Raw genomic sequence first — 25,721 nt, forward strand, 5'->3', positions numbered from 1 at the left:
TCGGGAGACATGTACGGCGCCCGGCCTTCGCGCTCGGCCTGCGCGGGCGTCTCGACGAACGTGCAGTAGTGGCACCGGTCCCGGCACAGCCGGGTCACCGGGATGAACACCTTCGGCGAGTAGGTCACCACGCCCGGGCGACCCGCTGCCACCAGCCCGGCGTCGCGGACCCGCGCCGCGACGGCCGTCAGGCGGTCGAGGTCCTCCCCGGCCGCCGCGAGCAGCACGGTGGCCTCGTCGACGTCCAGCGCGGCGCCGCGCTCGGCGCGCGCCAAGGCGCGGCGCACCTGCTGCGGGGTAGGTGTCTCGCGGCTCATCTCACACGTCCGTGACCCGCACGCCCGCGTGGGCCTCGTAGCGGCGGTTGATGCTGATCAGGTTGGCGGTCAGGGCCTCGACCTGGTGGGCGTTGCGGATGCGCCCGGCGTAGATCCCGCGCATGCCGGGCACCGCATCGGCGAGCGCCTGGACGGCGTCCGTGGCCTCCCGGTCGTCACCGAGCACCAGCACGTCGGTGTCCACCGACTCCACCTCGGGATCCTCGAGCAGCACCGCCGACACGTTGTGGAAGGCCCCCACCACGCGCGACTCGGTGAGGATCGCGGCCGCCTGCTGAGTCGCCGACCCCTCGGGCACCGGCAGGGCATAGGCACCCTGCTTGTCGAAGCCCAACGGGTTGACGCAGTCGACGACGATCTTGCCGGCGAGCTCGCCCTTCAGCGACTCGAGCAGCTCGCCGTGGCCGTCCCACGGCACGACCACCAGCACGATGTCACCGGCCGCCGCCGCGCCCGCGTTGGACGCGCCCTCGACGTGGCCGCCGGTCACTTCCGACAGCTCGGCGGCCGCCTTCTCGGCGCGCTCGGCGGCCCGGCTGCCGAGGACCACGTGGAGGCCGGCCTGTGCGAAGCGGCGCGCCAGGCCGCGTCCCTGGGGGCCGGTGCCACCGAGCACGGCCACGGTGCGTCCGGGAGAATCCATGATGACTCCTTGCGTGTGAAGAATGCCGCACACGATAGCAAACCATGCATATCATTCGGCGCTTACTGGTTGTCGTCCCACATGTGGGGACCGCAGTGCCGACCGACTAACCGAGCACCTCAGATGATCTCGATGACCGTGGCGTTGGCAAGGCCGCCTCCCTCGCACATGGTCTGGAGCCCGTAGCGCCCGCCGGAGCGGCGCAACGCATGGACCATGGTCGTCATGAGCCGTGCGCCGGTCGCACCCAGGGGGTGACCGAGGGCGATCGCACCCCCAAGAGGGTTGGTCCGCTCGGGGTCGGCGCCGGTGGCCTTCAGCCAGGCGAGCACGATGGGGGCGAACGCCTCGTTCACCTCGAAGTGGTCGATCTGCTCGAGCTTGAGCCGGGACCGCTCCAGCACGCGGGCAGTCGCAGGGATCGGGCCGCTCAGCATCGTCACCGGGTCGCAGCCGACCACCGCGGTCGTGTGGACCCGAGCCAGCGGCTCGAGCCCGTGGCGCTCGACGGCCTCGCCGGAGGCGATGACCAGGGCCGCTGCCCCGTCGGAGATCTGGCTCGCGACGGCGGCGGTGAGCACGCCGCCCTCGGTGACGGGCGCCAGCCCAGCCATCTTCTCCAGGGTCGTGTCGGGCCGGGGACCCTCGTCCCGTTTCACGCCTTCCCACGGCTCGATCTCGTCGTCGAACGCGCCGGCCTCGACCGCGCGGGCCGCGCGCTGGTGGCTCTCGAGCGCAAACTCCTCCATCTGCCGGCGATCGACGCCGTACTCCGCGGCGATCATCTCGGCGCCACGGAACTGGCTGATCTCCTGGTCGCCGTAGCGTTCGGCCCAGCGGAGGCCCGAGCGCGGATGCCCCATGCCGGCCTCCTGACCGAGCACGGCCGGGCTGCCGATGGGCACCAGGCTCATCACCTCGACACCACCGGCGACCACCAGGTCCATGTCCCCGGACCTGATCGCCTGGGCGGCGAAGTGGACGGCCTGCTGGGAGGAGCCGCACTGCCGGTCCACCGTGGTCGCAGGCACCGTCTCCGGAAGGCCGGCGGCGAGGGTCGCGGTGCGCGCGACGTTGAAGGCCTGGGCCCCGACCTGCGAGACGCAGCCGAGGATGACGTCATCGACGAGCTCCGGAGCCACGCCGCTGCGCTCGACCGCGGCTCGGATCGCGTGGCCCGCGAGGTCGACGGGGTGGGCGCTGGAGAGTCCGCCCCGTCGACGGCCCACGGGGGTGCGGACGGCGGAGACGATGTAGGCGTCGGTCATGTCACTGCTCCGTGCTCGGGTCGGTCGGGATCCAGCTGGGGCGGCGCTTGCCGAAGAAGGCGTCGACGCCCTCGGCGAGGTCGGTCCCGAGGAAGAACGGCAGGTTGAGGAACTGCGCAGCGTCGAGCGCCTGCGAAGCGGGCATGTCGGCGAGCAGGGTGAAGGTCTTGCGGCCCAGCCGCAGCGCGACAGGGCTGACCTTCTCCAGCTTGGCGGCGTACTCGGCGAGCGCGTCGTCGAGCCCGGCTGCGGGCACGACCCGGTTTGCGAAACCGATGCGGTGGGCCTCGGCGGCGTCGATCGCGTCTCCCGTCATCATCATCTCGAGCAGGACCTTGCGCGGGATCGAGCGCGCGAGGTGAGCGACGATGATCATCGGGAAGAGACCGAGCTTGGCCTCGGGCATCGCGAAGCTCGCCCGGTCGCTGGCGATCACGATGTCGCACATCCCGGCGAGTCCCATGCCACCGGCGAATGCCGGACCGTTGACGGCCGCCACCACCGGCTTGGGGGCGTCGAGCATGTCCTTGTGGAGGTCGACGATGGCCTGGGGCCAGGCGTAGGCCTCCTCGACCGGGATCTCGCGGAAGCGGGCCATCTGGCGCAGGTCGCCGCCGGCGCAGAAGGCGTCGCCGGCGCCGGTGATGCCGACGGACCGCACCGCCGGGTCCTCGAATGCCGCGTGCAACGCCGCGCGCAAGGCGCTCGAGGACTCCCGGTCCAGCGGGTTGCGCTCGCCGGGGCGGTTGAGGACCAGCACCTCCATCGATCCGCGGCGCTCGATGCGGACGAGGTCGCTCATGCCGGGCCCTCCGCCCGCAGGACGAGGGCGTCGACCGCGACCGCACCACGTCCGTCGGGGCGGACCAGAACGGGGTTGAGGTCGAGCTCGCTGATGGCGGTGGGGTGGTCCGCGCCGAGGCGCGAGAGGTCGGCGACGACCTGCGCGAGCGCCTCGACGTCGGCCGGGGGCGCGCCGCGGAAGCCGTCGAGGAGCGCGAAACCCTTGAGCGAGCGCACCATCGCGACGGCCCGCTCCGGCGTGACGGGCGCCGGGTGCAGCACGGCGTCGTCGAGGAGCTCGGTCATGACCCCACCGGTGCCGACCACGACGAACGGGCCGAACTGCGGGTCGACCACGAGACCGACGAGGATCTCGACCCCGTCCACGACCTGCTGCTGCACGAGGATCCCGTCGGCGTCGTCACCGCCGAGCGCCTCGCGAGCCCGCTCGGAGAGGAGATCGAAGGCGGACCGGGCACCGGCCTCGTCCTCGACGCGCAGCACGACGCCCCCCATCTCGGTCCGGTGCAAGATCCGGTCGCTGACCACCTTCATCGCGACGGGGAACCCGATGTCGCTGGCGGTCTTCGCGGCGCCGTCCGCGTCGGTGACGACGGTCTCCGCGGGGAACGGGATGCCGTAGGCCGCCAGCAGCGCCTTGGCGTCCTCGTCGGCCAGCGCACCGGTGCGACCGGCGGGGATCGCTGCGACCGGCTCGCGCTGCACTTCGAGCTCGAGGGTCGTCGGGCGCGCTGCGAAGTCCGCAAGACCGCGAACCGCAGCGAAGAGCTCGCTCGCCGAGGCGAAGACGGGTACGCCGTGCGTGGCATAGGTGGCGCGCTCGTCGTCGTTGCAGCTGCCGTCCATCGCGTAGACCACGAGCGGGAGGGAGGTGCGCCCAGCGGCCTCGGCCAGATGGGTCGCACTGTCGCGACCCATCGCGCCGGTCAGCTCCTTGCGCGCGTAGACCAGGAGGTCGACGCCGTTGTCGGCGGCGAATGCCTCGTAGGCCAGGGCGGCCAGGTCAGCGCGCTTGGCGACGTCACCGGTCAGGTCGCACGGGTTGAGCGCGTTGCCGTGGGGGAACAGCGCGTCGAGCCGCTCGGCCGTAGCCGGCGACACGGCCGGCAGCCGGAGGCCGAAGTCGGCCGCGCGGTCGGCAAGCGCGCCGGCCTGGCCGCCGGACACCGACATCACGGCGATGTCGCGGCCCGCGACGTTCGCGCCCTTCGACTGCACCGCGAGGTGCAGCTTGGCGATCGCCACGACCTCGCTCAGCTCATCCACGCGGATCACGCCGAGGGAGTCGAAGAGCGCCTGGTAGATCCGGTCCTCACCGGCCAGGGCGCCGGTGTGGGCGGCGGCGCGTGCCGCCGCCTGGTCTGTACGCCCCACCTTGATGGCGACGATCGGCTTGCCGAGCTCGGCGGCGAGGCGGGCGACGGCGACGAAGTCGTCGGGGCGACGGATCGCCTCGACGAACGAGAGGACCATCTCGACCTCGGGGTCCTGCAGGGCGACGGAGAGGTAGTCGGCGTAGCCGAGGTCGATCTCGTTGCCGGCGCTGGCGTAGTACTTCACGCCGATGCCCTCGTCCGCGAGGCGGGACACCAAAGACCCGGCGGTCGCGCCGCTCTGCGTGATGACGGCGACCTTGCCGGGGGATACACCCTGGCCCAGGACGGGCTGGATGGAGAGCACCGTGCCGTTGGCGAAGTTGGCGATTCCGTCGGAGTTCGGGCCGTGGATCCGCATGCCCGCCGCACGGGCGACCTCGAGTATCTCGCGCTCGACGCGCTTTCCGTCCTCGCCACCCTCACCGAAACCCTGGGCGGGGAGCACGACCGCGCCGACACCGGCGGCGGCACACTCGGCGACAGCGCGGGCGGTCCCGATGGCGTCCATCGTCACGACCGCTACGTCCACGTGGCCCTCGACGTCGGCGATCGAGGGCGCGCAGCGCAGCCCGCCGATCTCGTCGCGGTTCGGGTTGACGGGGATCAGATCCCCGGCGAAGCCGTACTGCTGCAGGAGCCGCTGCGGCCACCAGGCCAGGCTGTGTTCGCGGCCGCTGGCGCCCACGATCGCGACCCGCTCGGGGTGCCACATACGGTGAATCGACTCCTCGGAGCCGGTGACGAGCCTCATCGGGGGTGGTCCTCCTGCAGGTCGGTGCTGGTCTGTGGCGTGGTGGTGCTTGGCGTGGTGACCCCCATCAGGCCCGCCAGGGTGTCCCCGAGGATCGCGTCCTCATCAGCGGTCGGGAGCCCGAGGGAACGAATGAAGGCGATCTCGTCGCTCGGGTCGGCCATGGGCCAGTCCGACCCGAAGACGACCCGCCGCGGTCCGTGCCGCTCGATCAGTGCGCGGACGCGGTCGGCGCCCAGGTCAGCCAAGCGCGGCGGCCACGACGTCTCGACGTAGATCCGCGGGTCGCCCAGCGTCTGCTCCTCGCTGCCTGACAGGTCGTGGTAGCCGCCGTAGTGGAAGGCGACGAAGACCAGGTCGGGGACGGCGTCCATGATCGCGGAGACGTGCTTGGTGGCACCGCGCTCGGTCGCGGCGTCGTCGTTGCCGTGGCCGACGTGCGCGAGGACGGGGATGCCCTCCTCGGCGAGCGCCGCGAAGATCTCGTGGACCGCAGGGTCACCGAGGGACAGGCCCTGGAAGTTGGGGTGGAACTTGACGCCCACGATCCCGTTGTCGCGGAGGTGACGCAGGTTCTCCTCGACGCTGATGCCGGTGTGGACGGTCCCGCACGGGATGAAGCGGCTCCGGTCGAGGCCGCCGACGAACTCATTGGTCCGCGCGACGTGGCGCGCCTCGTTGGCGATCGCGAGAGTGCAGCCGTAGTCGATCCCGGCGGCGTCCATCGCCCGGAGCAGGCCTGACACGGTCCCGTCGCCGACGGCGTCGAGCCCCGCCGGACGGGCGGCGACGAGTCGCGCGGCAAGGGCGTCGGGCCAGACGTGACAGTGTGCGTCGACGATCACCGCGGGCCTCGCTTCATCAGCTGACGTGCCAGCGAGTCGAGGATGACCTCGGTCGAGCCCTCGTAGATGCGCATCGGTCGCACCTCGCGATAGAGCCGCTCGACGGTGCCACCGGTGACGAGCCCGAAGCGCCCCATGACCTGGACGGCGCGGTCGACGACCCTGCCGGCGACCTCAGTGGCACCGACCTTCGCCATCGACGAGAGGTGCAGGTTGGCCTGCGGGTCGCGGGCTGCGGCCGCCGCGGCGCGGTAGGTCAGGGAGCGGGCCATCTCGATCTCGACCCATGACATGGCGAGGGTCGCGGGCACCCCGCCGAGGCGGGAGAGGGTGGTGCCGAACATCTCGCGGCCCTGCGCGTGCGCCATCGCCTCCTCCAGCGCCCGGTCCGCCACGCCGATCGCGGCGCCGGCGACCGATACCCGGAAAGTCGCCAGGGTTGCCAGCACGTGTGTGAAGCCCTCGCCCGGCTCGCCCACACGGTTGCCGACCGGGACGGTGACTTCGTCGAGCACGACGTCGCCGAGCACGTGCTCGTCCATCACGTCATGCGGGCGACTGATGGCCAGGCCCGCGCTGTCGGCGGGCACCAGGACGAGCGAGTACCCCTCGCCCTCGCGGGCCAGGATGCAGTAGAAGTCGGCTTCGCCGGCGTTGGTGATGAAGGACTTGTGCCCGTTCAGGTGGAGGACGCCGTCGCGTTCCTCGACCGTGGTCGACAGGGCCTTGAGGTCCGAGCCGATGTGCGGCTCGGTCAGGCCGAGCGCAGGAACGGCGTCGAGCCGGGCGACCCGCGGGAGCCACTCCTTCCGCAGCGCGTCGCTCCCGGCGCGGGTGAGGGCGAACGAGCCGATCCCCTGCATGGCGAACATCGAGTCGAGGTGCCCGCTCTCGGCCGCGAACGCCTCGCGGACGATGGTGACGGCGAGCGAGTCGACCTCGTCGAAACGACCTCCGTAGGCCCGGGGGACCGTGGTGCCGACCAGCCCGCTCGCGGCGAGCACACGGCGTACGTCGGGGTTGAAGCCCCGCTCGAGCGGCCCGTCGTCGCCGAGCTCGGCGATCGACGCGGCCACGGCCCGCGCCTCGGCCTGGAGCTCGAGATAACGCTCGGGCAGCGCATAGAGCGCGTCAGACATCTGCGATCCACCTTCGGTCGTGTTGGCCCTCGAAAGGCGACCATCCTGCACCGGAAGCGTGCCACTCCCAGACGAATCAGATCTACGGTCGACATTCATGATCACCATATCTACTATTATCCCGAAGTCAACGCAGCCCATCACCTGGACCAGGAGGTCCCCATGGCCCTATCGGCCCCCACCGGACTGGCCGACGCAGTGGTCGTCGGCGCGGTGCGCACCCCGATGGCACGAGGGAAGGAGTCCGGTGCCCTGGCGGCCCTCCACCCCGTGGAGCTCCTCGCCCAGACGTTCACCGAGCTCTTCGACCGCACCGGGGTGGACCCCGCGCTTGTCGACGACGTGCTGGTCGGGTGCGTGAGCCAGAGCGGCGAGCAGGCCTCGACGCCCGGCCGCCAGGCCTGGCTGTCGGCGGGCTTCCCCGTGCACGTGCCCGCGACGACCATCGAACGCAAGTGCGGCTCGGGGCAGCAGGCCGTGGACTTCGCCGTCCAGGCGATCACCTCCGGCGCCAGCGAGATCGTGGTCGCAGCCGGGCTGGAGGTGATGAGTCGGGTGCCGATGGGCTCGTCCACCCTGGGCAAGGACCCCTTCGGCCCGGGCGTCCGGGCCCGGTTCCCCGAGCTCACCTCGCAGGGCGTGGCCGCCGAGCTCGTCGCCGACAGGTGGGGCTTCACGCGGACCCAGCTCGACGAGTACGCCGCGCGCTCACACCAGCTCGCAGCCGCCACGCGCGACGCCGGTGGGTTCGACCGCGAGATCGCCTCGATCCTCACGCCCGCCGGCGCGGTATCCACGGACGAGACCATCCGACCCGGCACCACGTCCGAGGGCCTCGCCGGCCTGCGCACCGCGTTCGCTACCGAGGCCAACCTCGAGCGCCACCCGACGATCGACTGGAAGATCACCGCCGGCAACTCCTCACAGATCACCGACGGCGCAGCGGCACTCCTGCTGATGAGCGCCCGCAAGGCGGCCGAGCTCGGCCTGCGTCCGCGGGCACGGGTCCACATCGGGTCCGTCGCCGCCGACGACCCGGTCCTCATGCTCACCGCGCCCATCCCGGCGACGGAGAAGCTGCTCAAGCGCACGGGGCTCACGCTCGACGAGATCGACGCCTACGAGGTCAACGAGGCTTTCGCGCCGGTGCCGCTCGCGTGGGCGGCGACCCTCGGCGCCCCGCTGGACCGCCTCAACCCCCGCGGTGGCGCGATCGCCCTGGGCCACCCGCTCGGCGCCTCCGGCGCACGCCTGATGACCACCCTCCTCCATCACCTTGAGGACACCGGCGGCCACTTCGGCCTCCAGACCATGTGCGAGGCCGGCGGGATGGCGAACGCCACCCTCGTCGAAGTCCTCTCCTGAACCGAACGGACATCCAGATGGATCTCACCTCAGCATCGGCGATCGTGACCGGCGGCGCCTCCGGCCTGGGCCGGGCGACCGCTGCCCGCCTCGTCGAGGCCGGCGCACGGGTCGTCATCCTCGACCTCCCCTCGTCGGCTGGCGCCTCCGTCGCCGAGGAGCTGGGCGATCACGCGACCTTCGCCCCCGGCGACGTCACCGTGGCGGCCGACGTCGCCGCCGCGGTGGAGACCGCGGCCGCCCTCGGCCCGTTGCGCGCGCTGGTGCACTGCGCCGGGCGCGGCGCCACGGTTCGGGTGCTCGACCGCGAGGGACGCCCGGGGGACGCCGGGGCATTCGAGGAGGTGGTACGCCTCAACCTCGTCGGCACCTACACGGTGCTCTCGCACGCCGCGTCTGCGATGGTGCAGAACGAACCGGTCGACGGGGAGCGCGGTGCGTGCATCCTCACCGCCTCGGTCGCGGCGTGGGAGGGCCAGATCGGCCAGACCCCCTACGCCGCGTCGAAGGCGGGGATCGTCGGCATGACTCTCGTGGCGGCGCGTGACCTCGCGGCCAAGCAGGTGCGCGTGTGCTCGATCGCTCCGGGCATCTTCGACACCCCCATCCTCGACCGGCTCGGCGACGACCTGAAGGCCAAGCTGGCCGCGGGTGTTCCGCACCCCGCGCGTCTGGGCGAACCCGACGAGTTCGCCCGCCTCGCGCTGGCCATCATCGACAACTCGATGCTCAACGGCGAGACGATACGGCTCGACGGCGCGATCCGGATGGCTCCGCGATGAGCGCCGCTCCCGACGTCGCGCCGGTCTCCTCGGACCTGCTCCTCCTGGAGCAGCATGGCGCGACCCTGGTCATCACGATCAACCGGCCCGAGGTGAAGAACGCCGTGAACCTCGCCCTCGCAATCGAGATCGCCGCAGCCATGGACCACCTCGACTCGCGGCCCGACCTGACCGTCGGTGTGCTCACCGGCGCCGGGTCGACCTTCTGCGCGGGCATGGACCTCAAGGCTTTCCTCGCGGGCGAGCGCCCCTCGCTCCCTGGGCGCGGGTTCGCCGGCCTCGTGGAGCAGCCCCCGGCCAAGCCGCTGATCGCGGCCGTGGAGGGTTACGCCCTCGCGGGCGGGTTCGAGATCGCCCTCGCGTGCGACCTCGTCATCGCGTCGCGTACAGCGGTCTTCGGGCTGCCGGAGGTCAAGCGCAGCCTCGTGGCGGCCGGTGGCGGTCTGCTCCGCCTCCCGGCCCGGATCCCGTACCACCTCGCCATGGAGTGGGCGCTGACCGGACGTCTCGTGCCCGCGGAGGAGGCACACGATGCGCGCCTGGTCTCCCGGATCACCGAGCCCGGCGAGGCGCTCGCGCAGGCCCTCGAGCTCGCCGGGACCATCGCCGAGAACGGGCCGCTCGCGGTCCGCGCGACCAAGCAGATCCTGTCGAGCGCCCGCGACTGGCCCAGCAACGAGGCGTTTGACCGGCAGCGCGAGATCAGCGAGCCGGTGCGGTCGTCCGCGGACGCGCGTGAGGGCGCCACCGCATTCCGGGAGCGCCGCACGCCAGTGTGGCGCGGTCGCTGAGCAGCCCGTGAGGGTGGTCAACCCTGGATCGCCTGGTCCCACAGGATCAGGCGGTCCAACACGTCCGGGAACTTCTTCTCGGCGTAGGTGACGTAGGCATCGATGTGCTGACGGCTCAGGATCTCGGCCTGGTCGACGTCCTTGCTGCGCATCGCGTCGAAGATGCCCACGTGGGCGTCCAGGATCGCCTTGCGGCGGGGCGTCGGGTAGTCGATGCCGATCGCGGTGCCGTCCATGATCCCGAGGATCGACTCGTTGAAGAAGCCGAGCATGGCGTTGCCCGATCCCCAGGCGATGATGTCGTGGAAGTCCTTGTTGGCTTCGAGGAAGAGGTTCTGGTCGTCGAGCCCCTCGCGCATCTGCTTGATCGACAGCTCGAGCCGGTCCATCGTCTCGGGGTCGTTGCGCTCGGTCGCCATCCGGGCCGTGATCGGCTCCAGCGCGTGCCGCACCTCGACGACGGTCCGGTACGGCGCCCCGTGCAGCTGCATGAAGAGCAGCAGGCTGCTCGCCAAGTGAGACGCATCGGGGCTGAGCAGGACGGGTCCGCCGCCCGGTCCGGGCTTCAGGGCGATCGCGCCCTGGAACTCGAGAAGGCGCAGCGCCTCGCGCAACGTGCCGCGCCCGATCTCGTACTGCTCGAGCATCACCCGCTCGGGCGGCAGCAGATCGCCGGGCTTCGCATTCGACCGCGCGACGTCGCGCATGATGCGCTGCGCCACGAGCATCGCGACCTTGCGAGGTCGCTGGTTGGCACCGACGGCCATGATGTGTCCTTCCTAGACTTCCCGAGTTCATGGCTATGTTTCCCATGAATGCAGCCAGTGTAGAGGCAGCGTGCCGCGAATACGCCAGCACGAGCGCAAGAACCGTCGAGTTCGTGCGCTCGTGCTGACGTGGGCGACGGATCAGCCCCGGACGCGCATCGTGGTCTTGTGCCGGTCCATGTCCTTCCAACCCAGGGCGTCATCCGCGATGAGAACGGCCTGGATGTTCGCCGACCCTTCGCCGGTCTGCCACAGTTTCGCGTAGTTGAGGTAGACGCTGATCGGCAGCTCGTCGCTGAAGGCGAAGCCGCCGAAGATCTCAGCGGTGGCCTGCGCGGCGCGGTTGCCGACCTCGCCGGCGTAGTACTTGGCGATCGAGCTCTCGCGGGTGGCGATGTTGCCCTGGTCGTACTGCACGGCCGCCGCGTGGACCAGCGCACGAGCAGCCGCGACCTCGACGGTCATGTCGGCGATCTGCTTCTTGATCAGCTGGAATCCGCCGATCTTCTGCCCGAACGCCTCGCGCTGGTTGGCGTACTCGACGGAGGCGTCCAGGCACGCCTGCGCCAGGCCGACCGTCCGTGCCGCGACCGACAGCCGCCCGAAGTCCATCGCGTTCATGGCCACCTTGAAGCCCTCGCCCTCCGCGCCGAGCAGGTTGCTCGCCGGGACCCGCACGTCGGTGAACGAGATCGCGTTGGTCGGCATCAGCTTGCCGAGCACCCGGCAGGGCACCCGCGTCGCCTCGAAGCCCGGGGTGTCGGTCGGCACGAGGAACGCCGAGACACCCTTGTGGGCCGCCGACGGGTCGGTCTTGGCATAGACGACGGCGACGTCGGCCACGTTGGCGTTGGTGATCCACATCTTGGCGCCGTTGATGACGTAGTCGTCGCCGTCGCGCACCGCTCGGGTGCGCATCGCACCGAGGAAGTCGGAGCCGCCGTCCGGCTCGGTCATCGCGTTGCAGCCGAGGATCTCGGCACTCAGCAGGCCGGGCACGTAGCGCTCGACGAGCTCGTCGGAGCCCCAGTTGTGGATCGTCAGCGGGACGGTGCAGGCCTGCAGGTTCATCCCCGCCGACATCGGCGGGTAGGCGTAGGCCAGCTCCTCGGCGACCGCCGCGAGAGCCCGGAAGCCCGCGTTCGTGCCGCCCTCGGACTCCGGGAAGATGCACCCGAACGCGCCGAGGTCGCCGAGCTCACGGTAGAGCTCGAACGGGAACTCCGCCTTGTCCTCGAGCTCCTTGAAGTGGGGGCGGACGCGCTTCTGGCCCCACTCCCGGATGAGCCTCCGGAGGGACTGGATGTCGTCGTCGGTCATCTGGTCGGCCAGCTGGGTCACGGTGTTCCTCTTCTCTCGTTCAGGTGCAATTCAGGCATGTCAGGCGTCATGAGGGGCCAGCTCAGGCGGGCACGGCCAGGACGGATTCGGCCATCGACTCAAGCCAGGCGACCTGGTCGTCGGGGTCGGCGAGGTCACGCGGGATGTTGACGACCACCTCGTCGTAGCCGGCCTCGAGCATCCGGTGGACGTCGCCGGCAGCCGCCGGGTCGGGGGCGCGCCCGACGAGGCGGAACCCCGCGCGGTCGCGGCCGGACTCGCGCACCGCCGCCAGGACGCGATCCCGGATCTCCAGGCTTGCCTGGAGATCTCCGGGCGGCGCGTAGAGGCCATCGGCGAGGCCCACGGCACGCTCGATCGAGACCGCACTTGCCCCGCCCCACAGGACCGGGATGGGCGTGGAGACGGCGGGCGAGAGCTGCAGCTCGTCGAAGGCGTACGCCGCACCGTCGGCCGGCGGGCGCGCGACGGCCGTGCCGGTCCAGGCCGCACGCATGATCTCCAGCATCTCCACGGCACGCACCCCACGTTGGCGGAAGGTCTGGTCGAGGGCGGCGAACTCGGCCGCGTTCCAGCCGACGCCGATGCCGAGGTCGAGCCGGCCCCTGGAGAGCTGCTGGACAGTCATCAGCTGCCGGGCGGCGTGTAGCGGGTGCCGCAGCGGCAGCACGAAGACGCCAACGCCGAGCCGGATCCGCTCGGTGTGCGCAGCCAGGTGGGCCAGCATGACCAGCGGGTCGCCGAACGGCGTCTCGCCCTCGAAGCGCGGGCGTCCCGTGGTGCTGTAGGGGTACGTCGTCGCGTCGGCGGTCATCGCAACCACGTGGTCGGGCACCCACACGCCGCCGAAGCCCAGGCGCTCCACGGCCCGGGCGGTAGCGGCGTAGTCGGCCAAGTCGCCGCCGAAGATCCGTACTGAGACTGTCATTCCGCCTCCTCGTCGGCTATATATAATCATGATTAGTATTGTTCTGGGAAGCAAGGTCACAGGAGGCGAATCAGGTGTTGCCCGAACCCGACCGGCTGCGCGCCGAAGTGCGTGCATTCCTCCGATCCGAAGTGGCGGAGGGGAAATTCGAGCCCCACTGCAACTCCTGGATGACGCAGTTCTCCCCCGACTTCAGTCGCGCGCTGGCCGGTCAGGGCTGGCTGGGGCTCGCCTGGTCGACCCAGTACGGCGGCCGGGGCGGGACCCCGCGTCACCGGCTGGTGGTGACCGAGGAGCTGCTCGCCCACGGAGCGCCCGTGGGCGCGCACTGGATCGCCGACAGGCAGATGGGCCCGAACCTGCTGGCCTTCGGCAGCGAAGAGCTCAAGCAGGACCTGCTCCCCCGCATCGCAGACGGCGAGGCGTTCTTCTGCATCGGCATGAGCGAGCCGGACAGCGGCTCCGACCTGGCCTCGGTGCGCACCCGGGCGACCAAGACCGATGGTGGCTGGCTGCTGTCGGGGGCGAAGGTGTGGACGACCGGCGCGCACGTCGCGCAGTTCATGATGACCCTCGCCCGCACGAGCACGTCCGAGGGGAGCCGGCACGCGGGCCTGAGCCAGCTGGTGGTCCCGCTCGACAGCCCGGGCGTCACGGTCTCGCCGATCATCTCGATGAACGGCGCCCACCACTTCAACGAGGTCGTCCTCGAGGACGTCTTCGTGCCCGAGGGACACCTCGTCGGCACGGAGGGCAACGGCTGGCGCCAGGTCACCGCGGAGCTCGCCTTCGAGCGGAGCGGCCCCGAGCGCTACCTCAGCACCTACCCCCTGCTGAACGCCTGGGCGCGGACCCTCACTACCGACGGATCGACGCCGGGTGCGCGTGAGGACCTAGGCCTGCTGGCGGCGCGACTGTGGTCCCTGCGACAGATGTCCGCCTCGATCGCAGTGTCGCTCGAGGCAGGACATACGCCCGACGTCGACGCGGCCAAGGTCAAGGACCTCGGCGCCCGCTTCGAGACCGACGTCATCGCGGTCGTACGGCGACACCTCCGCAGTGCCGCCGACCCCGTCGTCGAGAGGCTCCTAGCCGAGTCCCTGGCCGACGCCCCGACCTTCACGCTGCGCGGCGGCACCCCGGAGATCCTCCGCGGCGTCGTCGCCCGAGACCTGGGAGTGCGATGAACAGCCAGATGGACACTGAGGTGGAGAAGGAGCTCGACGAGCTGCGCGGCCTCGTCGTCGACGTCCTCGGCGACGCCACGACGACCGAGGAGGCGTGGCAGCGGCTGGCAGCGTCCGACCTCACCCTCGTCTCCGTGCCCGACGAGCACGGCGGGAGCGGCGGCTCACTCGTCGAGGCCGCGGCGGTGCTCGGCGCCACGGCCGAGGCGGGCTTCTCGCTCCCGCTCGTGGAGACGGCCTGGCTCGCGGGCTGGCTTGCTGCCGCGGCCGGTCGCGCAGCCCCTGACGCCGCCACCACCTTCGAGGTCGTCGAGGACGTCGACGTCGCGAAGGGCGCCGACGGGCGACACCTGACGGGCACCGTCGACGGCGTCGCTTGGTGGGACCACGTCTCCGAGGTGCACCTCGTGCTGCCCGCCCACGGAGCGGTCGCGGTCCTGCGCACTGATCCGGGCTCTGCCGGTGCGGCGCCCGTCGCCCTGCCGCGCGGCACCGTCACCGTCGACCACGTCGTCCCCGACTCCGACTGGTACGCCCTGCCTGCACCGGCTGCCGAGGTCGTCGCCGAGCTGGAGCTGCGCGCCGCCCTCGGTCGCGCCGTACAGATCGCCGGTGCGTGCCGGTCCGCGCTCGAGCTCTCCGTGCGCTATTCGACCGAGCGCGTCCAGTTCGGCCGCCCGCTCAGCGCCAACCAGGTGATCCAGCACTACCTCGCACGGATGGCCAGCCAGGCCCACGGCATCGCGGTCGCGACCCGCGCCGCAGTGGAGGCGTACGCCGTCGCTGGACCCGCCGCCGCGGCAGAGGTCCACTCTGCCAAGGCCGTGGCGTCGGTCGGCGTCGAGGAGGTGACCAGCCTGGCCCACCAGGTCCACGGGGCGATCGGCACGACGCTGGAGCACCCGCTGCACCGGCGCACGATGAGCCTCTGGTCGTGGCGCGACGACGCCGGCGACGAGTTCGAGCACGCCATCGCCCTCGCCGGCACCGAGACCACGCAGGACCTCTGGAACCACCTCGTCCCGACTGGAGCCGTCCGATGACCGGGCCGACCACCGAGCACGTCCACCTCGAACGGCGTGGGGCCGTCGCCGTCCTCACCTTCGACCGACCAGCGGTGAAGAACGCCTTCACGCTCGAGATGATGGACGCATGCGCCCGCCTCGTGCGCGATGTCGACGCTGACCCGGAGATCGGTGCGCTCGTCGTCACCGGCGCCGGCGACAGCTTCTGCTCGGGGATCGAGCTCGGCGCCCTGGCCGCGGTGGAGAACCACCCGGTCGCCCACAAGAGGATGCTGATCGACCACGTCCACCAGGTGCTCCACGCCCTCGAGGCCTGCGAGACGCCCGTCATCGCGGCGATCAACGGGGCGGCAGTCGGCGCCGGGCTCGACATGGCGCTCGCCTGCGACCTCCGGATCGCCGCCCTGACCGCCCGCGCCTCGGAGGGCTACATCCGCGTCGGCCTGGTCCCCGGCGACGGGGGCTGCTACCTGCTACCCCCGCTCGTCGGTCTCGGTCGCGCCCTCGAACTCCTGATGACCGGCCGCTTCGTCGACGCCGAGGAGGCCGAGCGGATCGGGATGGTCAACCGCGTTGTCGACGCCGACGAGCTCATGCCCGTGGCCCTTGAACTCGCCGCGCGGCTCGCCGCCCTGCCGACCACGCAGCTCGGGATGATCAAGCGCGCCGCCCGATCGAGCGCGCGGATGGACCTGCGCACCCACCTCGACCTGATGTCGTCCCACCTGGGCGTGGCGATGGCGACCCCCGAGGTGCAGGACCTGCTCGGCCGCAGCCGGCCGGCCTGAGCCATCCTCTCGGGGACGCCCCCGAGAGGACGTCGCTCAGACGCGGAACTGGACGTGCTTGACGTCGAAGAACTCGCGGAAGCCCTCCATGCCTCGGTCGACACCGATGCCGCTCTCGCCCATGCCGGGCCACGGGGCATCGGGTCGGTCCGCACCGCCGCCGTTGACGGTGACGGTGCCCGCGCGCACCCGGCCCGCGATCTCGAGAGCCTCGGACGTGGTCCCCCAGATGTTGCCGTTCAGGCCGAACCGCGTCGCGTTGGCGATGGCGACCGCCTCGTCGACCGAGTCGTAGGGCAGCAGCACCCCCACGGGGCCGAAGAGCTCCTCCTGGGAGATCTCGGCGTCGTTCCGGACGCCGCCGACGAGCAGCGGGTTCATGAAGAAGCCGTCGCCGGGGACTGCGTCGAACGACCCGGCGAGGACCATCGCGCCGGACTCCACCGCGCGGTCGACGTAGCCCCGCACGCGCGCGCGGTGCGGTGCCGAGATCAGCGGACCGATCGCGGTCGCCTCGTCCCATGGGTCGCCTACCGGCAGCGCAGACATGACGTCGGCCGCGCGCGCGGCGTAGGCGTCGTACCACTCACGCGGGACCAGCGTCCGCGTGGTCGAGCCGCAGCCCTGGCCGGCGTTGCGGGTGAAGCGCAACACGCTCGGCTCGACGATCGCGTCGAGGTCGGCGCTCGGGAGCACGAGGTTCGGCGACTTGCCGCCGAGCTCGAGGACCACCTTCTTCAGGCCGTCCGCGGCCTGGCGCATCACGTTCTTGCCGACCGGCACCGAGCCGGTGAAGGTCACCAGGTCGACGCCGTCGCTCTCGGTCAGCGCACGACCGACGTCGGCGCCGCCGGTGACGAGGTTGACGACGCCGGGCGGGAAGCCGGCCTCCTCGATGCAGCGCATCAGCAGCAGCGAGGCCGTGAGCGTCTGCGGGGACGGCATGAGCACCGCGGTGCAACCCGCGGCGAGCGCACCGCCGATCTTGAAGGCGCTGATGAGGAGCGGGTAGTTGTAGGCCGAGATGGCCGCGACGACGCCGATCGGCACTCGGTAGAGGTTGCTCATCGACATGTTCGGCGGACCGTGGTGCAGCCCTAGGCCCTCCTCGTAGCCGCCCAGCGGTCCACGCTCGGCTGCGTCGGCGAAGAAGTCGAAGTACGCCGCCGGGGCGGCGGCGTGCAGCCCGCGGCTCAGCGAGATCGGTGTGCCGACGTCGATGACGCCGAGAGCGGCGAAGTCGTCGGCGTGGGCACGGATCACCGCAGCGAGGCTCCGCAGGAGGCGGGCGCGCTCGCGGGGGGACGACGTGGCCCACGAGCCCTCGTCGAAGGTCCTTCGGGCAGCCGCGACCGTCTGCCGCACCCCGGCGGTGCCGGAGGTGACGACTGTGGCGACCGTGGCACCGGTGCCCGGGCTGACGACATCGACGGTGTCGTCGGAGGTGGCCTTCCACTGCCCGTCGACGTAGGTGCCGGGTGCGGTCCGGACGAGGTCAGCGACGGCGGGCGAGAGCCGCGACAGCTCGTCGGCGGACTGCTGGGTCATGTGCGGTGTCATAGCGAGGTCTCCTTCCTGTTCAACGGGCGGTGATGCCGCCATCGACGGGCAGGGCCACGCCGGTGACGAAGCTGGAGTCGTCGGAGGCGAGGAAGAGCGCGACCGACGCGATCTCCTCGGGCTGTCCTGCGCGCCCCATCGGGACCGAGCTCGCGAGGAAGCCGCGCAGCTCGTCGTCCAGGCCGCTCTCGCCGGCGGTGCCCTCCCGACCGAAGAAGCGCGGCAGCATGGGTGTGTCGATCGGGCCCGGGCAGATCGCGTTGGCGCGTACGCCGTCCGCGGCGGTGTGGACGGCCAGCGCCTTGGCCAGCATCACCACACCTCCCTTGGCCATCGAGTACAGCGGGCTGTAGGGCGAGCCGACGAGGCCGGTCGCGGACGCGGTGAAGATGACGGAGCCGCGGCCCTCGGCCTGCCGCAGCAGCGGCAGTGCGCGGGACGCGACGAAGAAGGCCGCCTTCATGTTGGTGTCGACCGACGCCGACCAGTCCTCCTCGGTGAGGTCCATGCCGGCGGCACCGGGCATGCCGACGTGGCAGTAGAGGACGTCGAGCCGCCCGCGGTCCTGAGCGACCTGCGCGATCATGGCCTCGACCTGCTCGACGTCGGTGACGTCGGCGTACGCGGGTGAGGCTGCCCCACCTGCCTCGCGCACCAGCGCGACCGTCTCGTCCGCCGCCTCGGGGCGGATGTCGTCGACGACGACGTGCGCTCCCTCCGCGGCGAACAGCAGCGCGGTCGCGCGCCCCATCCCCGAACCGGCACCCGTGATGAGTGCCACCCGCCCCTCGAGCTTCATCGCGCTCCTTTTGTCGGGCGCCGTCGTTCGGACAGACACTGGCGCCTGGTGGTTAATATGCTTATCATGCATATGAACTTGCTTTCACGGCAAGCGCAGTGGCCGATGACTTGAGGTCACCCGCTGCGACACCCACATTCCACTCGTGACGACCGAGGAGCTTCCCATGGACGCCGGCGTGCTGCTGACCGCGATCTACGGAAAGGGCGATGACCCGACCCGCCAGTTCCGAGAGCACAAGGAGACCGCGCAGGTCGCCGAGCAGCTCGGCTTCACGCACTTGGCCTGCGGGCAGCACTTCATCGGCACGGAGCTGCGCTACTACCAACCGATCCCCTACCTGGCCGCCGTCGCGCAGGCTGCGCCGACGATGAAGGTCGTCACGCACATCATGCTGCTGTCGATGGCCAACCCGGTCGAGCTCGCCGAGCAGGCCGCCACCCTGGACGCCGTGACCGAGGGACGCGCGATCCTCGGCGTCGGCCTGGGCTACTCCGACCGCGAGTTCCTCGCCCTCGGCGTCGACCCGAAGACCAAGGTGCGGCGCTTCGAGCAGGGCCTCGATCTCATCAAGCGGCTGTGGAGCGGCGAGCCCGTCTCCGACACCACCGACTGGTGGCACCTGGAGAACGCCGAGCCGTCGGTGCTCCCGACCCAACAGCCGCGGATGCCGATCTGGGTCGGTGGGCAGTCGACACCCGCCATCAAGCGCGCCGCGCGGATGGGTGATGCCTGGTGCGTCCCGCCCTTCCCGGACCACGACGCCCTCCGCGAGCTCGTCGACGTCTTCCGCGCCGAGCGCGAGGCCGTCGGCCTGCCTGTCGAGACCGAGCTCCCCGTACGCCGCGAGCTCCTCATCGCCTCCAACCGCGCCGAGGCTCGTGACCTCGCAGCCAAGCGCGCCGAGCTGCGATACCGCTCGTACGCCAACTGGGGCCTTCGCGGCGAGAACACCATGGCGGAGGCGGCGGCGGCCGCCAAGGCCGAGATGCCCGACCCGGAGAAGCGCTTCCTCCTCGGCTCGGTCGACGAGATCGTCGACCAGCTCGGTGCGCTCCGCGAGGGCATCGGGATGACCAACTTCATGTTCAAGCCGCACTGGCCGGGACTCTCGCACGCCGAGGCGATGAAGCAGCTTGAGCTGTTCGGCACCGAGGTGCTGCCCAGGCTTCGCGGATGAGCGGGATCATCGCCCTCGACGTCTACGTCCCGCGCCACCGTCTCCACCGCTCCGCCATCGCCTCGGCCCTCGGCACCCGCGCCACTCGCGGGGCCAGGGCCGTGGCCTCTTACGACGAGGACACCACGACGCTCGCCGTCGAAGCCGCCCGCGACCTGCTCGCGGACAGGGCGCCGTCCGCTCTGCTCTTCGTCACCGGCGACCCCGTCTACCTCGACAAGTCCAACGCCACCGTCGTGCACGCCGGCCTCGGCCTGTCCTCGACCATCACCGCCCACGACATGCACGGCTCGGGTCGGGCGGTCGTCGGCGCGCTGCGCGCGGCCCTCGACGCCGGCTCCGCCGGACGCGACGTCGTGCTGGTGACTTCGGACATCCGGACCGGACGGCCCGGCAGCACCGACGAGACCGCGGGCGGCGACGCGGCGGCCGCCGTCTACGTGTCCGCCGACGAGGAGCCGGTCGCCCGGCTGCTCGGGGCGGGATCGGCCACCGAGGAGTTCCTCGACCGCTGGCGTGAGCCCGGCCAGCGGTGGTCGCAGGTCTGGGAGGAACGCTTCGGTGAGTCGATCTACGTACCACTCGGTCGTAGCGCCGTCGACCGGGCGCTCGCGGACGCTGGCCTAACCATCGACGACGTCGACCACCTCGTCGTCGCTGGGCCGCACGAGCGAGCCGTCCGGAGCCTGAAGCGACTCCACGGCCTGCGGTCGGATGCCGACGTCGCGGACCGGATGACCGGGACGGTCGGCAACGCCGGAGGCACCGGCCTGCTGCTCGAGCTCGCCGACGTCCTCGACCGCGCAGCCGCCGACGCCGTCGTCCTCGTGGTGGCCCTCGCCGACGGGGCGGACGCCCTCGTCCTCCGCACCACCGACCGCGTCGCCGCCGCCCGACCGGTGGCCCCGGTCGCCGAGCGGGTCGGGCGGGGCACCCTCGCGGTGGACTACCCGACGTTCCTCTCCTGGCGCGGGATGCTCGACCGCGAGCCGCCGCGCCGCCCCTCGCCGGTCAAACCGTCGGCGCCCTCGTCGGCACGGACGTCGGCGTGGAAGTTCAGCTTCACCGGCAGCCGCTGCCTCGAGTGCGAGGCCGTCCACTTGCCGCCGTCGCGCGTGTGTCAGCAGTGCCACGCGGTCGACCGGATGGATGAGCTTCGGCTCGCCGACCGCCGCGCCAGCGTCGCGACGTTCACCGTCGACCACCTCGCCTTCTCCCCCAGCCCGCCATTCCTCGCGGCCGTCCTGGACTTCGACGGCGGCGGCCGCTTCCCGGCCGAGCTCACCGACGTGGACGCCGACGCGATCACGATCGGTGCGAGGTTCGAGATGACGTTCCGCTGCCTCTACGAGGCCGACGGCGTCCGCAACTACTTCTGGAAGGGCCGCCCGGTCCTCGACGCCGAGGAGGTCGCATGACGTCACGTGGGATCCGCGACCAGGTCGCGGTCGTCGGGGTGGGCTGCACACCCTTCGGCGAGCACTGGGACAAGGGTGTCGACGACCTTGTGCTGGACGCCGCATCCGCAGCGATGCGCAGCGCGCGGACCGACGTCGACGCGATCGACGCCTACTGGTTCGGCACGCTGGCCTCGGGGCCGAGCGGGGTCACCCTGTCCCGGACGCTCAAGCTCGACTACAAGCCGGTGACCCGGGTCGAGAACCTGTGCGCCACCGGCTCCGAGGCGTTCCGCAACGCCTGCTACGCGGTGGCTTCTGGTGCCTACGACGTCGCCATGGCCGTCGGTGTGGAGAAGCTCAAGGACAGCGGCTTCGCCGGCCTCATCGTCGACCGTCCGGTCGGCGACGGGACAGCGACCGCCACGAGCGCGCCTGCCCTGTTCTCGCTGCTCGCGCCGGCGTACGCCCGCAAGTACGGCGTCTCGGACGAGGTCCTGAAGGACGTGATGACCCGGATCGCGTGGAAGAACCACCGCAACGGTGCCCTCAACCCGCTGGCGCAGTTCCGCAAGGAGATGTCGCTGGAGACGATCCGGTCGTCGCCGGCCGTCGCGGGAAGCCTGGGCGTGCTCGACTGCTCCGGCGTCGCCGACGGTGCGGCCGCGGCGGTGATCGTGCCGGCGGAGCGGGCCTACGACTACACCGACAAGCCGCTGTTCGTGAAGGCCCTGTCGATGGTCGCCGGGCCAGCGAAGGGTCCAACCGACCCCACCTACGACTACACCTCGTTCGAGGAGGTCGTCCGCTGCGCGGAGGACGCGTACCGCCAAGCGGGGATCACCGACCCGGCGTCGGAGCTCGCCATGGCGGAGGTGCACGACTGCTTCACCCCGACCGAGCTCGTGCTGATGGAGGACCTCGGCTTCAGCCCGCGGGGCCAGGGCTGGCAGGACGTGCTCGACGGCCGCTTCGACCTCGACGGCGACCTGCCGGTCAACCCCGACGGCGGCCTGAAGAGCTTCGGCCACCCCATCGGCGCCAGCGGGCTCCGGATGCTCTACGAGTGCTGGCTGCAGCTGCGCGGCGAGGCCGGAGAGCGGCAGATCGACACCCCACGTACTCGTGCCATGACCCACAACCTGGGTGGCTCGCCGGGCAACTGCGTGAGCTTCATCGGCATCGTCGGATCGGAGAAGGACGCATGACCACCGAAGAAACCACCGCCATCCCCGGAACCGGCGACAGCATGGCGGGACGCGTCATCGCCGTCACCGGCGCGGGTCGCGGCATCGGACGCGCGATCGCCGTCCTGGCAGCCCGGGAGGGCGCGCACGTCGTGGTCAACGACCTCGGCGGCTCGACCGACGGCGGTGGCGATGGGGCGAGCCAGCCGGCCGACGAGGTCGTCGACGAGATCACGGCCTTCGGCGGCAGCGCCGTCGCGAACCACAGCAGCGTGGCCGACCCGGAGGGCGCCCGGAGCATCGTGGTCACGGCGGTCGACACCTTCGGCCGCATCGACTCGGTGGTCAACAACGCCGGCATCCTGCGCGACCGGATCTTCCACAAGATGGAGCAGGAGGACTGGGAGAAGGTGCTGGCCGTCCACCTCCACGGAGCCTGGAACACCTCGCGCGCGGCGGCGCCCTTCTTCAAGGAGCAGGGCTCCGGCAGCTTCGTGCACTTCGTGTCGATGTCCGCGCTCGTCGGCAACTACGGCCAGGCCAACTACATGGCGGCGAAGATGGGCATCGTCGGGCTGTCGAAGGCGATCGCGCTCGACATGGAGCGCTACGGCGTACGGTCCAACGTGGTGGCGCCGTTCGCCTGGAGCCGTCTCGTGCAGATCCCCGAGGACGACCCCCGCGTGGCGCGCCAGAAGACCATGACGCCGGAGACCGTCGCGCCGCTCGTGGTGTTTCTCGCCTCCGACCTCGCCCGGGACGTGACCGGGCAGATCTTCGCGGTGCGCAAGAACGAGGTGCACCTCTTCAGCCAGCCCCGCCCGATCCGGTCGGTCCACCGGTCGGAGGGCTGGACCCCGGCGACCTTGGCTGACCACATGCTGCCGTCGGTCGCGGGCTCGCTCTACCCGCTCGACCGGTCCGGCGACCTGTTCGCCTACGACCCCGTCTGAGCCACGGTGACCGGGACCATCGTTGTCGTCGGTGCTGGCCTGGCGGGCCTGCGCACGGCTGAGAAGCTGCGCACCGCCGGCTGGACCGGCGCCGTCCGGGTGATCGGCGCCGAGGACCACCTCCCCTACAACCGACCGCCGCTGACCAAGGAGGCACTGCGCGACGGGCTCGGGCACGAGCACGTCGAGCTCCGCCGGCGCGGCTCGGTCGGCGACGTCGAATGGCTGCTCGGCCGGGAGGCCGTGCGCGTCGACCTCGCGGGGCGCACGGTGCACCTGCGCGACGGTTCCGAGATGACGTACGACGGGCTGGTGGTGGCGACCGGCGTCGAGGCGCGTCGTCTCGACCTTGGCCCCGCCCGGCGGCACGTGGTGCGCACGGTCGACGACGCCGTCGGCCTGCACGCGGCGCTGACGGCCGCCTCGCGCGTTGTCGTCGTCGGTGCCGGCTTCATCGGGTGCGAGGTCGCCTGCACCGCCCGGCTGCTCGGGTGCGAGGTCACCGTCGTCGACCCGATGTCCTCTCCCCTCGAGCTCCAGCTCGGTCCGCTCGCCGGCACCGAGGTGGGTCGGCGCCACCGCGCGGCCGGGATCCGCTTCCGGCTCGGCCGGGTGGTGGCGGGCATCGAGGAGAGCGCGGGCGGCTCCGCGGTCACGCTCGACGACGGCACGATCCTGGGCGCCGACGTCGTCGTCGAGGCGGTGGGGTCGGTGCCGCGTGTCGGCCTCCTCGAGGGCCACGGGCTCGACCTGTCCGACGGCATCCTCTGCGATGCCGACCTCCACCCGGTCGCAGACGGCATGCCGGTGCCCGAGGTGGTGGCGGTCGGCGACGTCGCGCGCGTCCCCCAGTGGCTCCTCGGAGGCGAGGCACGGCGCATCGAGCACTGGTCGACGGCGGTCGACACCGCCGGCCACGCCGCCCGCAGCCTCCTCGCCACGCTCACCGGCACCGAGGTCGGCGCGGCGTACGCACCCGTCCCGAGCTTCTGGTCCGACCAGGCGGACCTGAAGATCCAGTCCTTCGGCGTACCCTCGGCCGGCCTGGCCGACGTCCGCGTCCTCGACGGCGACCTGGCGGGCAGCGTGGCCCTGGGCTACCACCGCGACGGTCGTCTGGTCGGCGTCGTCCTGCTCGACCTCACGGCCGAGCAGATGCGCTTCCGGTCGTTGCTCGTCGATAGCGCGCAGGTGCCCGTGACGAGCGCATGACCGCGCCCTTGCCGTGCCAGTCGACCCCGGACCTCCCAGTCCGCGACGCGCTGCGGCGACGTGACCAGCTCGTGCTGGCCGGCCTGGTGCTCGCCATCGGACTGAATCTGCGGCTACACCTGGGCACCGTCCCCGCGCTGATGTCGCAGATGGAGTCCGACCTCGGCCTGAGCAAGGCCGGTTTTGGCCTCGTCAGCTCGACGTGCATCGTCGCCATGGGACTGGCCGCGCCGCTCGGGCCCCGGATGAGCGCCCGGTTCGGGGTGGACCGAGCAATGACCCTGATGCTCTTCGCCCTCACCGCCGGGGCGTTGCTGCGACTCGGTGCGGGGACGCTCCCGGTCCTGTTCGTTGCGGTGGCAATCACCGGCGCCGCGATGGGCAGCGCCTCGTCACTGATCCCGGGCATCGTCGCCCGCGCCGTGCCGCGCCACGGCGGGGTGGTGACCGGGATGTACTCCTCCTGCATGGCACTCGGCGTCGGGGTCGCCGCGGTCGTGTCCCGCCCGCTCGCGACCGAGCTCGGATCCTGGCAGCGCTCGCTCGCGTCCTGGGGCATCCTCAGCGGCGTCACCCTGCTCGCGTGGTGGCTGTTCGCGGGCGACCCGGCCAATCGCCTGGGCGTCGCCGAGCAACGGGTCGCAGCCCGGCCGGCGGCCGGGCTGCCGTGGCGCTCCGGCACAGCCTGGCTGGTCACCTTGATGGTCGCCACACCGATGACGGTCGGCCTCGCCGGGCTGGCGTGGATGGACCCGCTCTACCAGGAGCGCGGCGGGTCGCCCGCCGCCGCGGCCGCCCTCCTCTTCGTCTTCCAGGGCGTGCAGCTCTTCGCGCTGATCGGGATCCCGGCCCTCTGCCAGGTCGTGACCGACCGCCGGCCGGTTCAGGCCGGCTGCCTGGCGGCGATCCTGGTCGGGCTCGTCGCGCTGGCCGCGCCCGACCGCACCCTCGCCGTCCCCGCCGTCGTGCTGATCGGACTCGGCGTCGGCGGAGCGACCTCCCTCGGGATGGTGCTCATCGGCGACGCCGCGCCCACTCCCCTGGCGTCGGCACAGCTGGGCGGCCTCGCCTACCTTGTCGCCTTCGTCGGCGGCGCAGGCGGGCCGGCCGCGCTGGGCGCGCTGCGGCAGCTCACCGGTAGCTTCGTACCGGGGCTCGCCGCCCTCATGGCACTCTGCCTGCTCGCGCTCTGCTTCGTGCCCCGGCTGCCTTCAGGCCTCGACAGGGTGCCCAGCGCGCCCGGCGCGACCCGTCGGGGCCGAGACCGACCTTGAGGTCGGTGCTCGGCGCCCGGT

Annotated in this window: 23 protein-coding genes and 1 pseudogene; 12 read left to right on the forward strand and 12 right to left on the reverse strand. The window is 71.6% G+C overall.

Annotation, left to right across the window (positions count from 1 at the left end; all coding sequences use genetic code 11):
- The 7 genes and pseudogenes from fbiC to DAI17_RS20080 all read right to left on the reverse strand — a co-directional run.
- A pseudogene (gene fbiC, locus DAI17_RS20050) lies at positions 1 to 317 on the reverse strand (7,8-didemethyl-8-hydroxy-5-deazariboflavin synthase); the annotation flags it as partial.
- Position 318: 1 nt separating this feature from the next.
- On the reverse strand, positions 319 to 981 hold the full coding sequence (gene npdG, locus DAI17_RS20055) for an NADPH-dependent F420 reductase (protein ID WP_107775020.1): 663 nt from the start codon (positions 979 to 981) through the stop codon (positions 319 to 321).
- Between the two features lie 119 nt (positions 982 to 1,100).
- On the reverse strand, positions 1,101 to 2,249 hold the full coding sequence (locus DAI17_RS20060) for an acetyl-CoA C-acyltransferase (RefSeq protein ID WP_107775021.1): 1,149 nt from the start codon (positions 2,247 to 2,249) through the stop codon (positions 1,101 to 1,103).
- A gap of 1 nt (position 2,250) precedes the next feature.
- Complete coding sequence (locus tag DAI17_RS20065; RefSeq protein ID WP_107775022.1) at positions 2,251 to 3,051, reverse strand: enoyl-CoA hydratase/isomerase family protein; 801 nt, start codon at positions 3,049 to 3,051, stop codon at positions 2,251 to 2,253.
- Positions 3,048 to 5,180 carry an acetate--CoA ligase family protein gene (locus tag DAI17_RS20070; protein WP_107775023.1) on the reverse strand — a complete coding sequence of 711 codons (2,133 nt, stop codon included), beginning with the start codon at positions 5,178 to 5,180 and terminating at the stop codon, positions 3,048 to 3,050. The genes DAI17_RS20065 and DAI17_RS20070 overlap by 4 nt, the downstream gene beginning before the upstream one ends.
- Positions 5,177 to 6,025, reverse strand: coding sequence for an amidohydrolase family protein (locus tag DAI17_RS20075; RefSeq protein WP_107775024.1), 849 nt, complete (start codon positions 6,023 to 6,025; stop codon positions 5,177 to 5,179). Before DAI17_RS20075 ends, DAI17_RS20070 begins: the two co-directional genes overlap by 4 nt.
- A complete protein-coding gene (locus DAI17_RS20080; RefSeq protein ID WP_107775025.1) occupies positions 6,022 to 7,164 on the reverse strand; it encodes an acyl-CoA dehydrogenase family protein in 1,143 nt (380 codons plus the stop codon). The genes DAI17_RS20075 and DAI17_RS20080 overlap by 4 nt, the downstream gene beginning before the upstream one ends.
- A 162-nt stretch (positions 7,165 to 7,326) precedes the next feature.
- On the opposite strand from DAI17_RS20080, the gene DAI17_RS20085 reads away from it, so the two are divergent.
- Genes DAI17_RS20085 through DAI17_RS20095 form a run of 3 tightly spaced genes read left to right on the forward strand, consistent with a single transcriptional unit; the run spans position 7,327 to position 10,102 of the window.
- Entirely contained in the window at positions 7,327 to 8,529 is a 1,203-nt protein-coding gene (locus DAI17_RS20085) for a thiolase family protein (protein WP_107775026.1), read from the forward strand.
- Positions 8,530 to 8,546: 17 nt separating this feature from the next.
- Positions 8,547 to 9,311, forward strand: a complete 765-nt coding sequence (locus tag DAI17_RS20090; protein WP_107775027.1) for an SDR family NAD(P)-dependent oxidoreductase — start codon at positions 8,547 to 8,549, stop codon at positions 9,309 to 9,311.
- Positions 9,308 to 10,102, forward strand: coding sequence for a crotonase/enoyl-CoA hydratase family protein (locus DAI17_RS20095; protein ID WP_107775028.1), 795 nt, complete (start codon positions 9,308 to 9,310; stop codon positions 10,100 to 10,102). The genes DAI17_RS20090 and DAI17_RS20095 overlap by 4 nt, the downstream gene beginning before the upstream one ends.
- Before the next feature lie 17 nt (positions 10,103 to 10,119).
- Here DAI17_RS20095 and DAI17_RS20100 read toward each other — a convergent pair whose 3' ends face one another.
- The 3 genes from DAI17_RS20100 to DAI17_RS20110 form a co-directional block, all read right to left on the reverse strand.
- A complete protein-coding gene (locus tag DAI17_RS20100; RefSeq protein ID WP_199905233.1) occupies positions 10,120 to 10,869 on the reverse strand; it encodes a FadR/GntR family transcriptional regulator in 750 nt (249 codons plus the stop codon).
- Positions 10,870 to 11,010: 141 nt separating this feature from the next.
- On the reverse strand, positions 11,011 to 12,210 hold the full coding sequence (locus DAI17_RS20105; RefSeq protein WP_107775029.1) for an acyl-CoA dehydrogenase family protein: 1,200 nt from the start codon (positions 12,208 to 12,210) through the stop codon (positions 11,011 to 11,013).
- A gap of 61 nt (positions 12,211 to 12,271) precedes the next feature.
- Positions 12,272 to 13,138 carry a TIGR03619 family F420-dependent LLM class oxidoreductase gene (locus DAI17_RS20110; RefSeq protein ID WP_159081664.1) on the reverse strand — a complete coding sequence of 289 codons (867 nt, stop codon included), beginning with the start codon at positions 13,136 to 13,138 and terminating at the stop codon, positions 12,272 to 12,274.
- Between the two features lie 74 nt (positions 13,139 to 13,212).
- Between DAI17_RS20110 and DAI17_RS20115 the strand changes: the two genes are divergently transcribed.
- From DAI17_RS20115 to DAI17_RS20125, 3 genes are read left to right on the forward strand one after another with little or no spacing between them, the layout of a single operon-like run.
- Entirely contained in the window at positions 13,213 to 14,325 is a 1,113-nt protein-coding gene (locus DAI17_RS20115; RefSeq protein ID WP_234412627.1) for an acyl-CoA dehydrogenase family protein, read from the forward strand.
- Positions 14,326 to 14,333: 8 nt separating this feature from the next.
- On the forward strand, positions 14,334 to 15,368 hold the full coding sequence (locus tag DAI17_RS20120; RefSeq protein WP_159081665.1) for an acyl-CoA dehydrogenase family protein: 1,035 nt from the start codon (positions 14,334 to 14,336) through the stop codon (positions 15,366 to 15,368).
- On the forward strand, positions 15,365 to 16,138 hold the full coding sequence (locus DAI17_RS20125) for an enoyl-CoA hydratase/isomerase family protein (RefSeq protein ID WP_107775033.1): 774 nt from the start codon (positions 15,365 to 15,367) through the stop codon (positions 16,136 to 16,138). Before DAI17_RS20120 ends, DAI17_RS20125 begins: the two co-directional genes overlap by 4 nt.
- Positions 16,139 to 16,174: 36 nt before the next feature.
- Here DAI17_RS20125 and DAI17_RS20130 read toward each other — a convergent pair whose 3' ends face one another.
- Both DAI17_RS20130 and DAI17_RS20135 read right to left on the reverse strand, forming a co-directional pair.
- On the reverse strand, positions 16,175 to 17,686 hold the full coding sequence (locus DAI17_RS20130) for an aldehyde dehydrogenase family protein (protein ID WP_159081666.1): 1,512 nt from the start codon (positions 17,684 to 17,686) through the stop codon (positions 16,175 to 16,177).
- Between the two features lie 31 nt (positions 17,687 to 17,717).
- On the reverse strand, positions 17,718 to 18,497 hold the full coding sequence (locus DAI17_RS20135) for an SDR family NAD(P)-dependent oxidoreductase (protein ID WP_159081667.1): 780 nt from the start codon (positions 18,495 to 18,497) through the stop codon (positions 17,718 to 17,720).
- A 145-nt stretch (positions 18,498 to 18,642) separates the two neighbouring features.
- Between DAI17_RS20135 and DAI17_RS20140 the strand changes: the two genes are divergently transcribed.
- Genes DAI17_RS20140 through DAI17_RS20165 form a run of 6 tightly spaced genes read left to right on the forward strand, consistent with a single transcriptional unit; the run spans position 18,643 to position 25,700 of the window.
- Positions 18,643 to 19,677, forward strand: a complete 1,035-nt coding sequence (locus DAI17_RS20140; RefSeq protein WP_159081668.1) for an LLM class flavin-dependent oxidoreductase — start codon at positions 18,643 to 18,645, stop codon at positions 19,675 to 19,677.
- Entirely contained in the window at positions 19,674 to 21,095 is a 1,422-nt protein-coding gene (locus DAI17_RS20145) for an OB-fold domain-containing protein (protein ID WP_107775037.1), read from the forward strand. Before DAI17_RS20140 ends, DAI17_RS20145 begins: the two co-directional genes overlap by 4 nt.
- The gene (locus DAI17_RS20150; protein ID WP_107775038.1) at positions 21,092 to 22,282 is read left to right on the forward strand and encodes an acetyl-CoA acetyltransferase; all 1,191 of its coding nucleotides are present in this window, start codon (positions 21,092 to 21,094) and stop codon (positions 22,280 to 22,282) included. Before DAI17_RS20145 ends, DAI17_RS20150 begins: the two co-directional genes overlap by 4 nt.
- Positions 22,279 to 23,214, forward strand: a complete 936-nt coding sequence (locus tag DAI17_RS20155) for an SDR family oxidoreductase (RefSeq protein WP_107775039.1) — start codon at positions 22,279 to 22,281, stop codon at positions 23,212 to 23,214. The genes DAI17_RS20150 and DAI17_RS20155 overlap by 4 nt, the downstream gene beginning before the upstream one ends.
- 6 nt (positions 23,215 to 23,220) lie before the next feature.
- Complete coding sequence (locus tag DAI17_RS20160; RefSeq protein WP_107775040.1) at positions 23,221 to 24,426, forward strand: NAD(P)/FAD-dependent oxidoreductase; 1,206 nt, start codon at positions 23,221 to 23,223, stop codon at positions 24,424 to 24,426.
- The gene (locus DAI17_RS20165; RefSeq protein ID WP_107775041.1) at positions 24,423 to 25,700 is read left to right on the forward strand and encodes an MFS transporter; all 1,278 of its coding nucleotides are present in this window, start codon (positions 24,423 to 24,425) and stop codon (positions 25,698 to 25,700) included. Before DAI17_RS20160 ends, DAI17_RS20165 begins: the two co-directional genes overlap by 4 nt.
- The last annotated feature ends 21 nt before the right edge of the window (positions 25,701 to 25,721 follow it).

The sequence above is a fragment of the Nocardioides sediminis genome (genome assembly GCF_003047295.1).
GTDB lineage: Bacteria > Actinomycetota > Actinomycetes > Propionibacteriales > Nocardioidaceae > Nocardioides > Nocardioides sediminis.

Excerpts from the sequence above, each read along its gene's own strand:
- npdG (WP_107775020.1), bottom strand. The coding sequence starts at position 981 with ATGGATTCTCCCGGACGCACCGTGGCCGTGCTCGGTGGCACCGGCCCC.
- DAI17_RS20060 (WP_107775021.1), bottom strand. The coding sequence starts at position 2,249 with ATGACCGACGCCTACATCGTCTCCGCCGTCCGCACCCCCGTGGGCCGT.
- DAI17_RS20065 (WP_107775022.1), bottom strand. The coding sequence starts at position 3,051 with ATGAGCGACCTCGTCCGCATCGAGCGCCGCGGATCGATGGAGGTGCTG.
- DAI17_RS20070 (WP_107775023.1), bottom strand. The coding sequence starts at position 5,180 with ATGAGGCTCGTCACCGGCTCCGAGGAGTCGATTCACCGTATGTGGCAC.
- DAI17_RS20080 (WP_107775025.1), bottom strand. The coding sequence starts at position 7,164 with ATGTCTGACGCGCTCTATGCGCTGCCCGAGCGTTATCTCGAGCTCCAG.
- DAI17_RS20085 (WP_107775026.1), top strand. The coding sequence starts at position 7,327 with ATGGCCCTATCGGCCCCCACCGGACTGGCCGACGCAGTGGTCGTCGGC.
- DAI17_RS20090 (WP_107775027.1), top strand. The coding sequence starts at position 8,547 with ATGGATCTCACCTCAGCATCGGCGATCGTGACCGGCGGCGCCTCCGGC.
- DAI17_RS20095 (WP_107775028.1), top strand. The coding sequence starts at position 9,308 with ATGAGCGCCGCTCCCGACGTCGCGCCGGTCTCCTCGGACCTGCTCCTC.
- DAI17_RS20100 (WP_199905233.1), bottom strand. The coding sequence starts at position 10,869 with ATGGCCGTCGGTGCCAACCAGCGACCTCGCAAGGTCGCGATGCTCGTG.
- DAI17_RS20110 (WP_159081664.1), bottom strand. The coding sequence starts at position 13,138 with ATGACAGTCTCAGTACGGATCTTCGGCGGCGACTTGGCCGACTACGCC.
- DAI17_RS20120 (WP_159081665.1), top strand. The coding sequence starts at position 14,334 with ATGGACACTGAGGTGGAGAAGGAGCTCGACGAGCTGCGCGGCCTCGTC.
- DAI17_RS20125 (WP_107775033.1), top strand. The coding sequence starts at position 15,365 with ATGACCGGGCCGACCACCGAGCACGTCCACCTCGAACGGCGTGGGGCC.
- DAI17_RS20130 (WP_159081666.1), bottom strand. The coding sequence starts at position 17,686 with ATGACCCAGCAGTCCGCCGACGAGCTGTCGCGGCTCTCGCCCGCCGTC.
- DAI17_RS20135 (WP_159081667.1), bottom strand. The coding sequence starts at position 18,497 with ATGAAGCTCGAGGGGCGGGTGGCACTCATCACGGGTGCCGGTTCGGGG.
- DAI17_RS20145 (WP_107775037.1), top strand. The coding sequence starts at position 19,674 with ATGAGCGGGATCATCGCCCTCGACGTCTACGTCCCGCGCCACCGTCTC.
- DAI17_RS20150 (WP_107775038.1), top strand. The coding sequence starts at position 21,092 with ATGACGTCACGTGGGATCCGCGACCAGGTCGCGGTCGTCGGGGTGGGC.
- DAI17_RS20155 (WP_107775039.1), top strand. The coding sequence starts at position 22,279 with ATGACCACCGAAGAAACCACCGCCATCCCCGGAACCGGCGACAGCATG.
- DAI17_RS20165 (WP_107775041.1), top strand. The coding sequence starts at position 24,423 with ATGACCGCGCCCTTGCCGTGCCAGTCGACCCCGGACCTCCCAGTCCGC.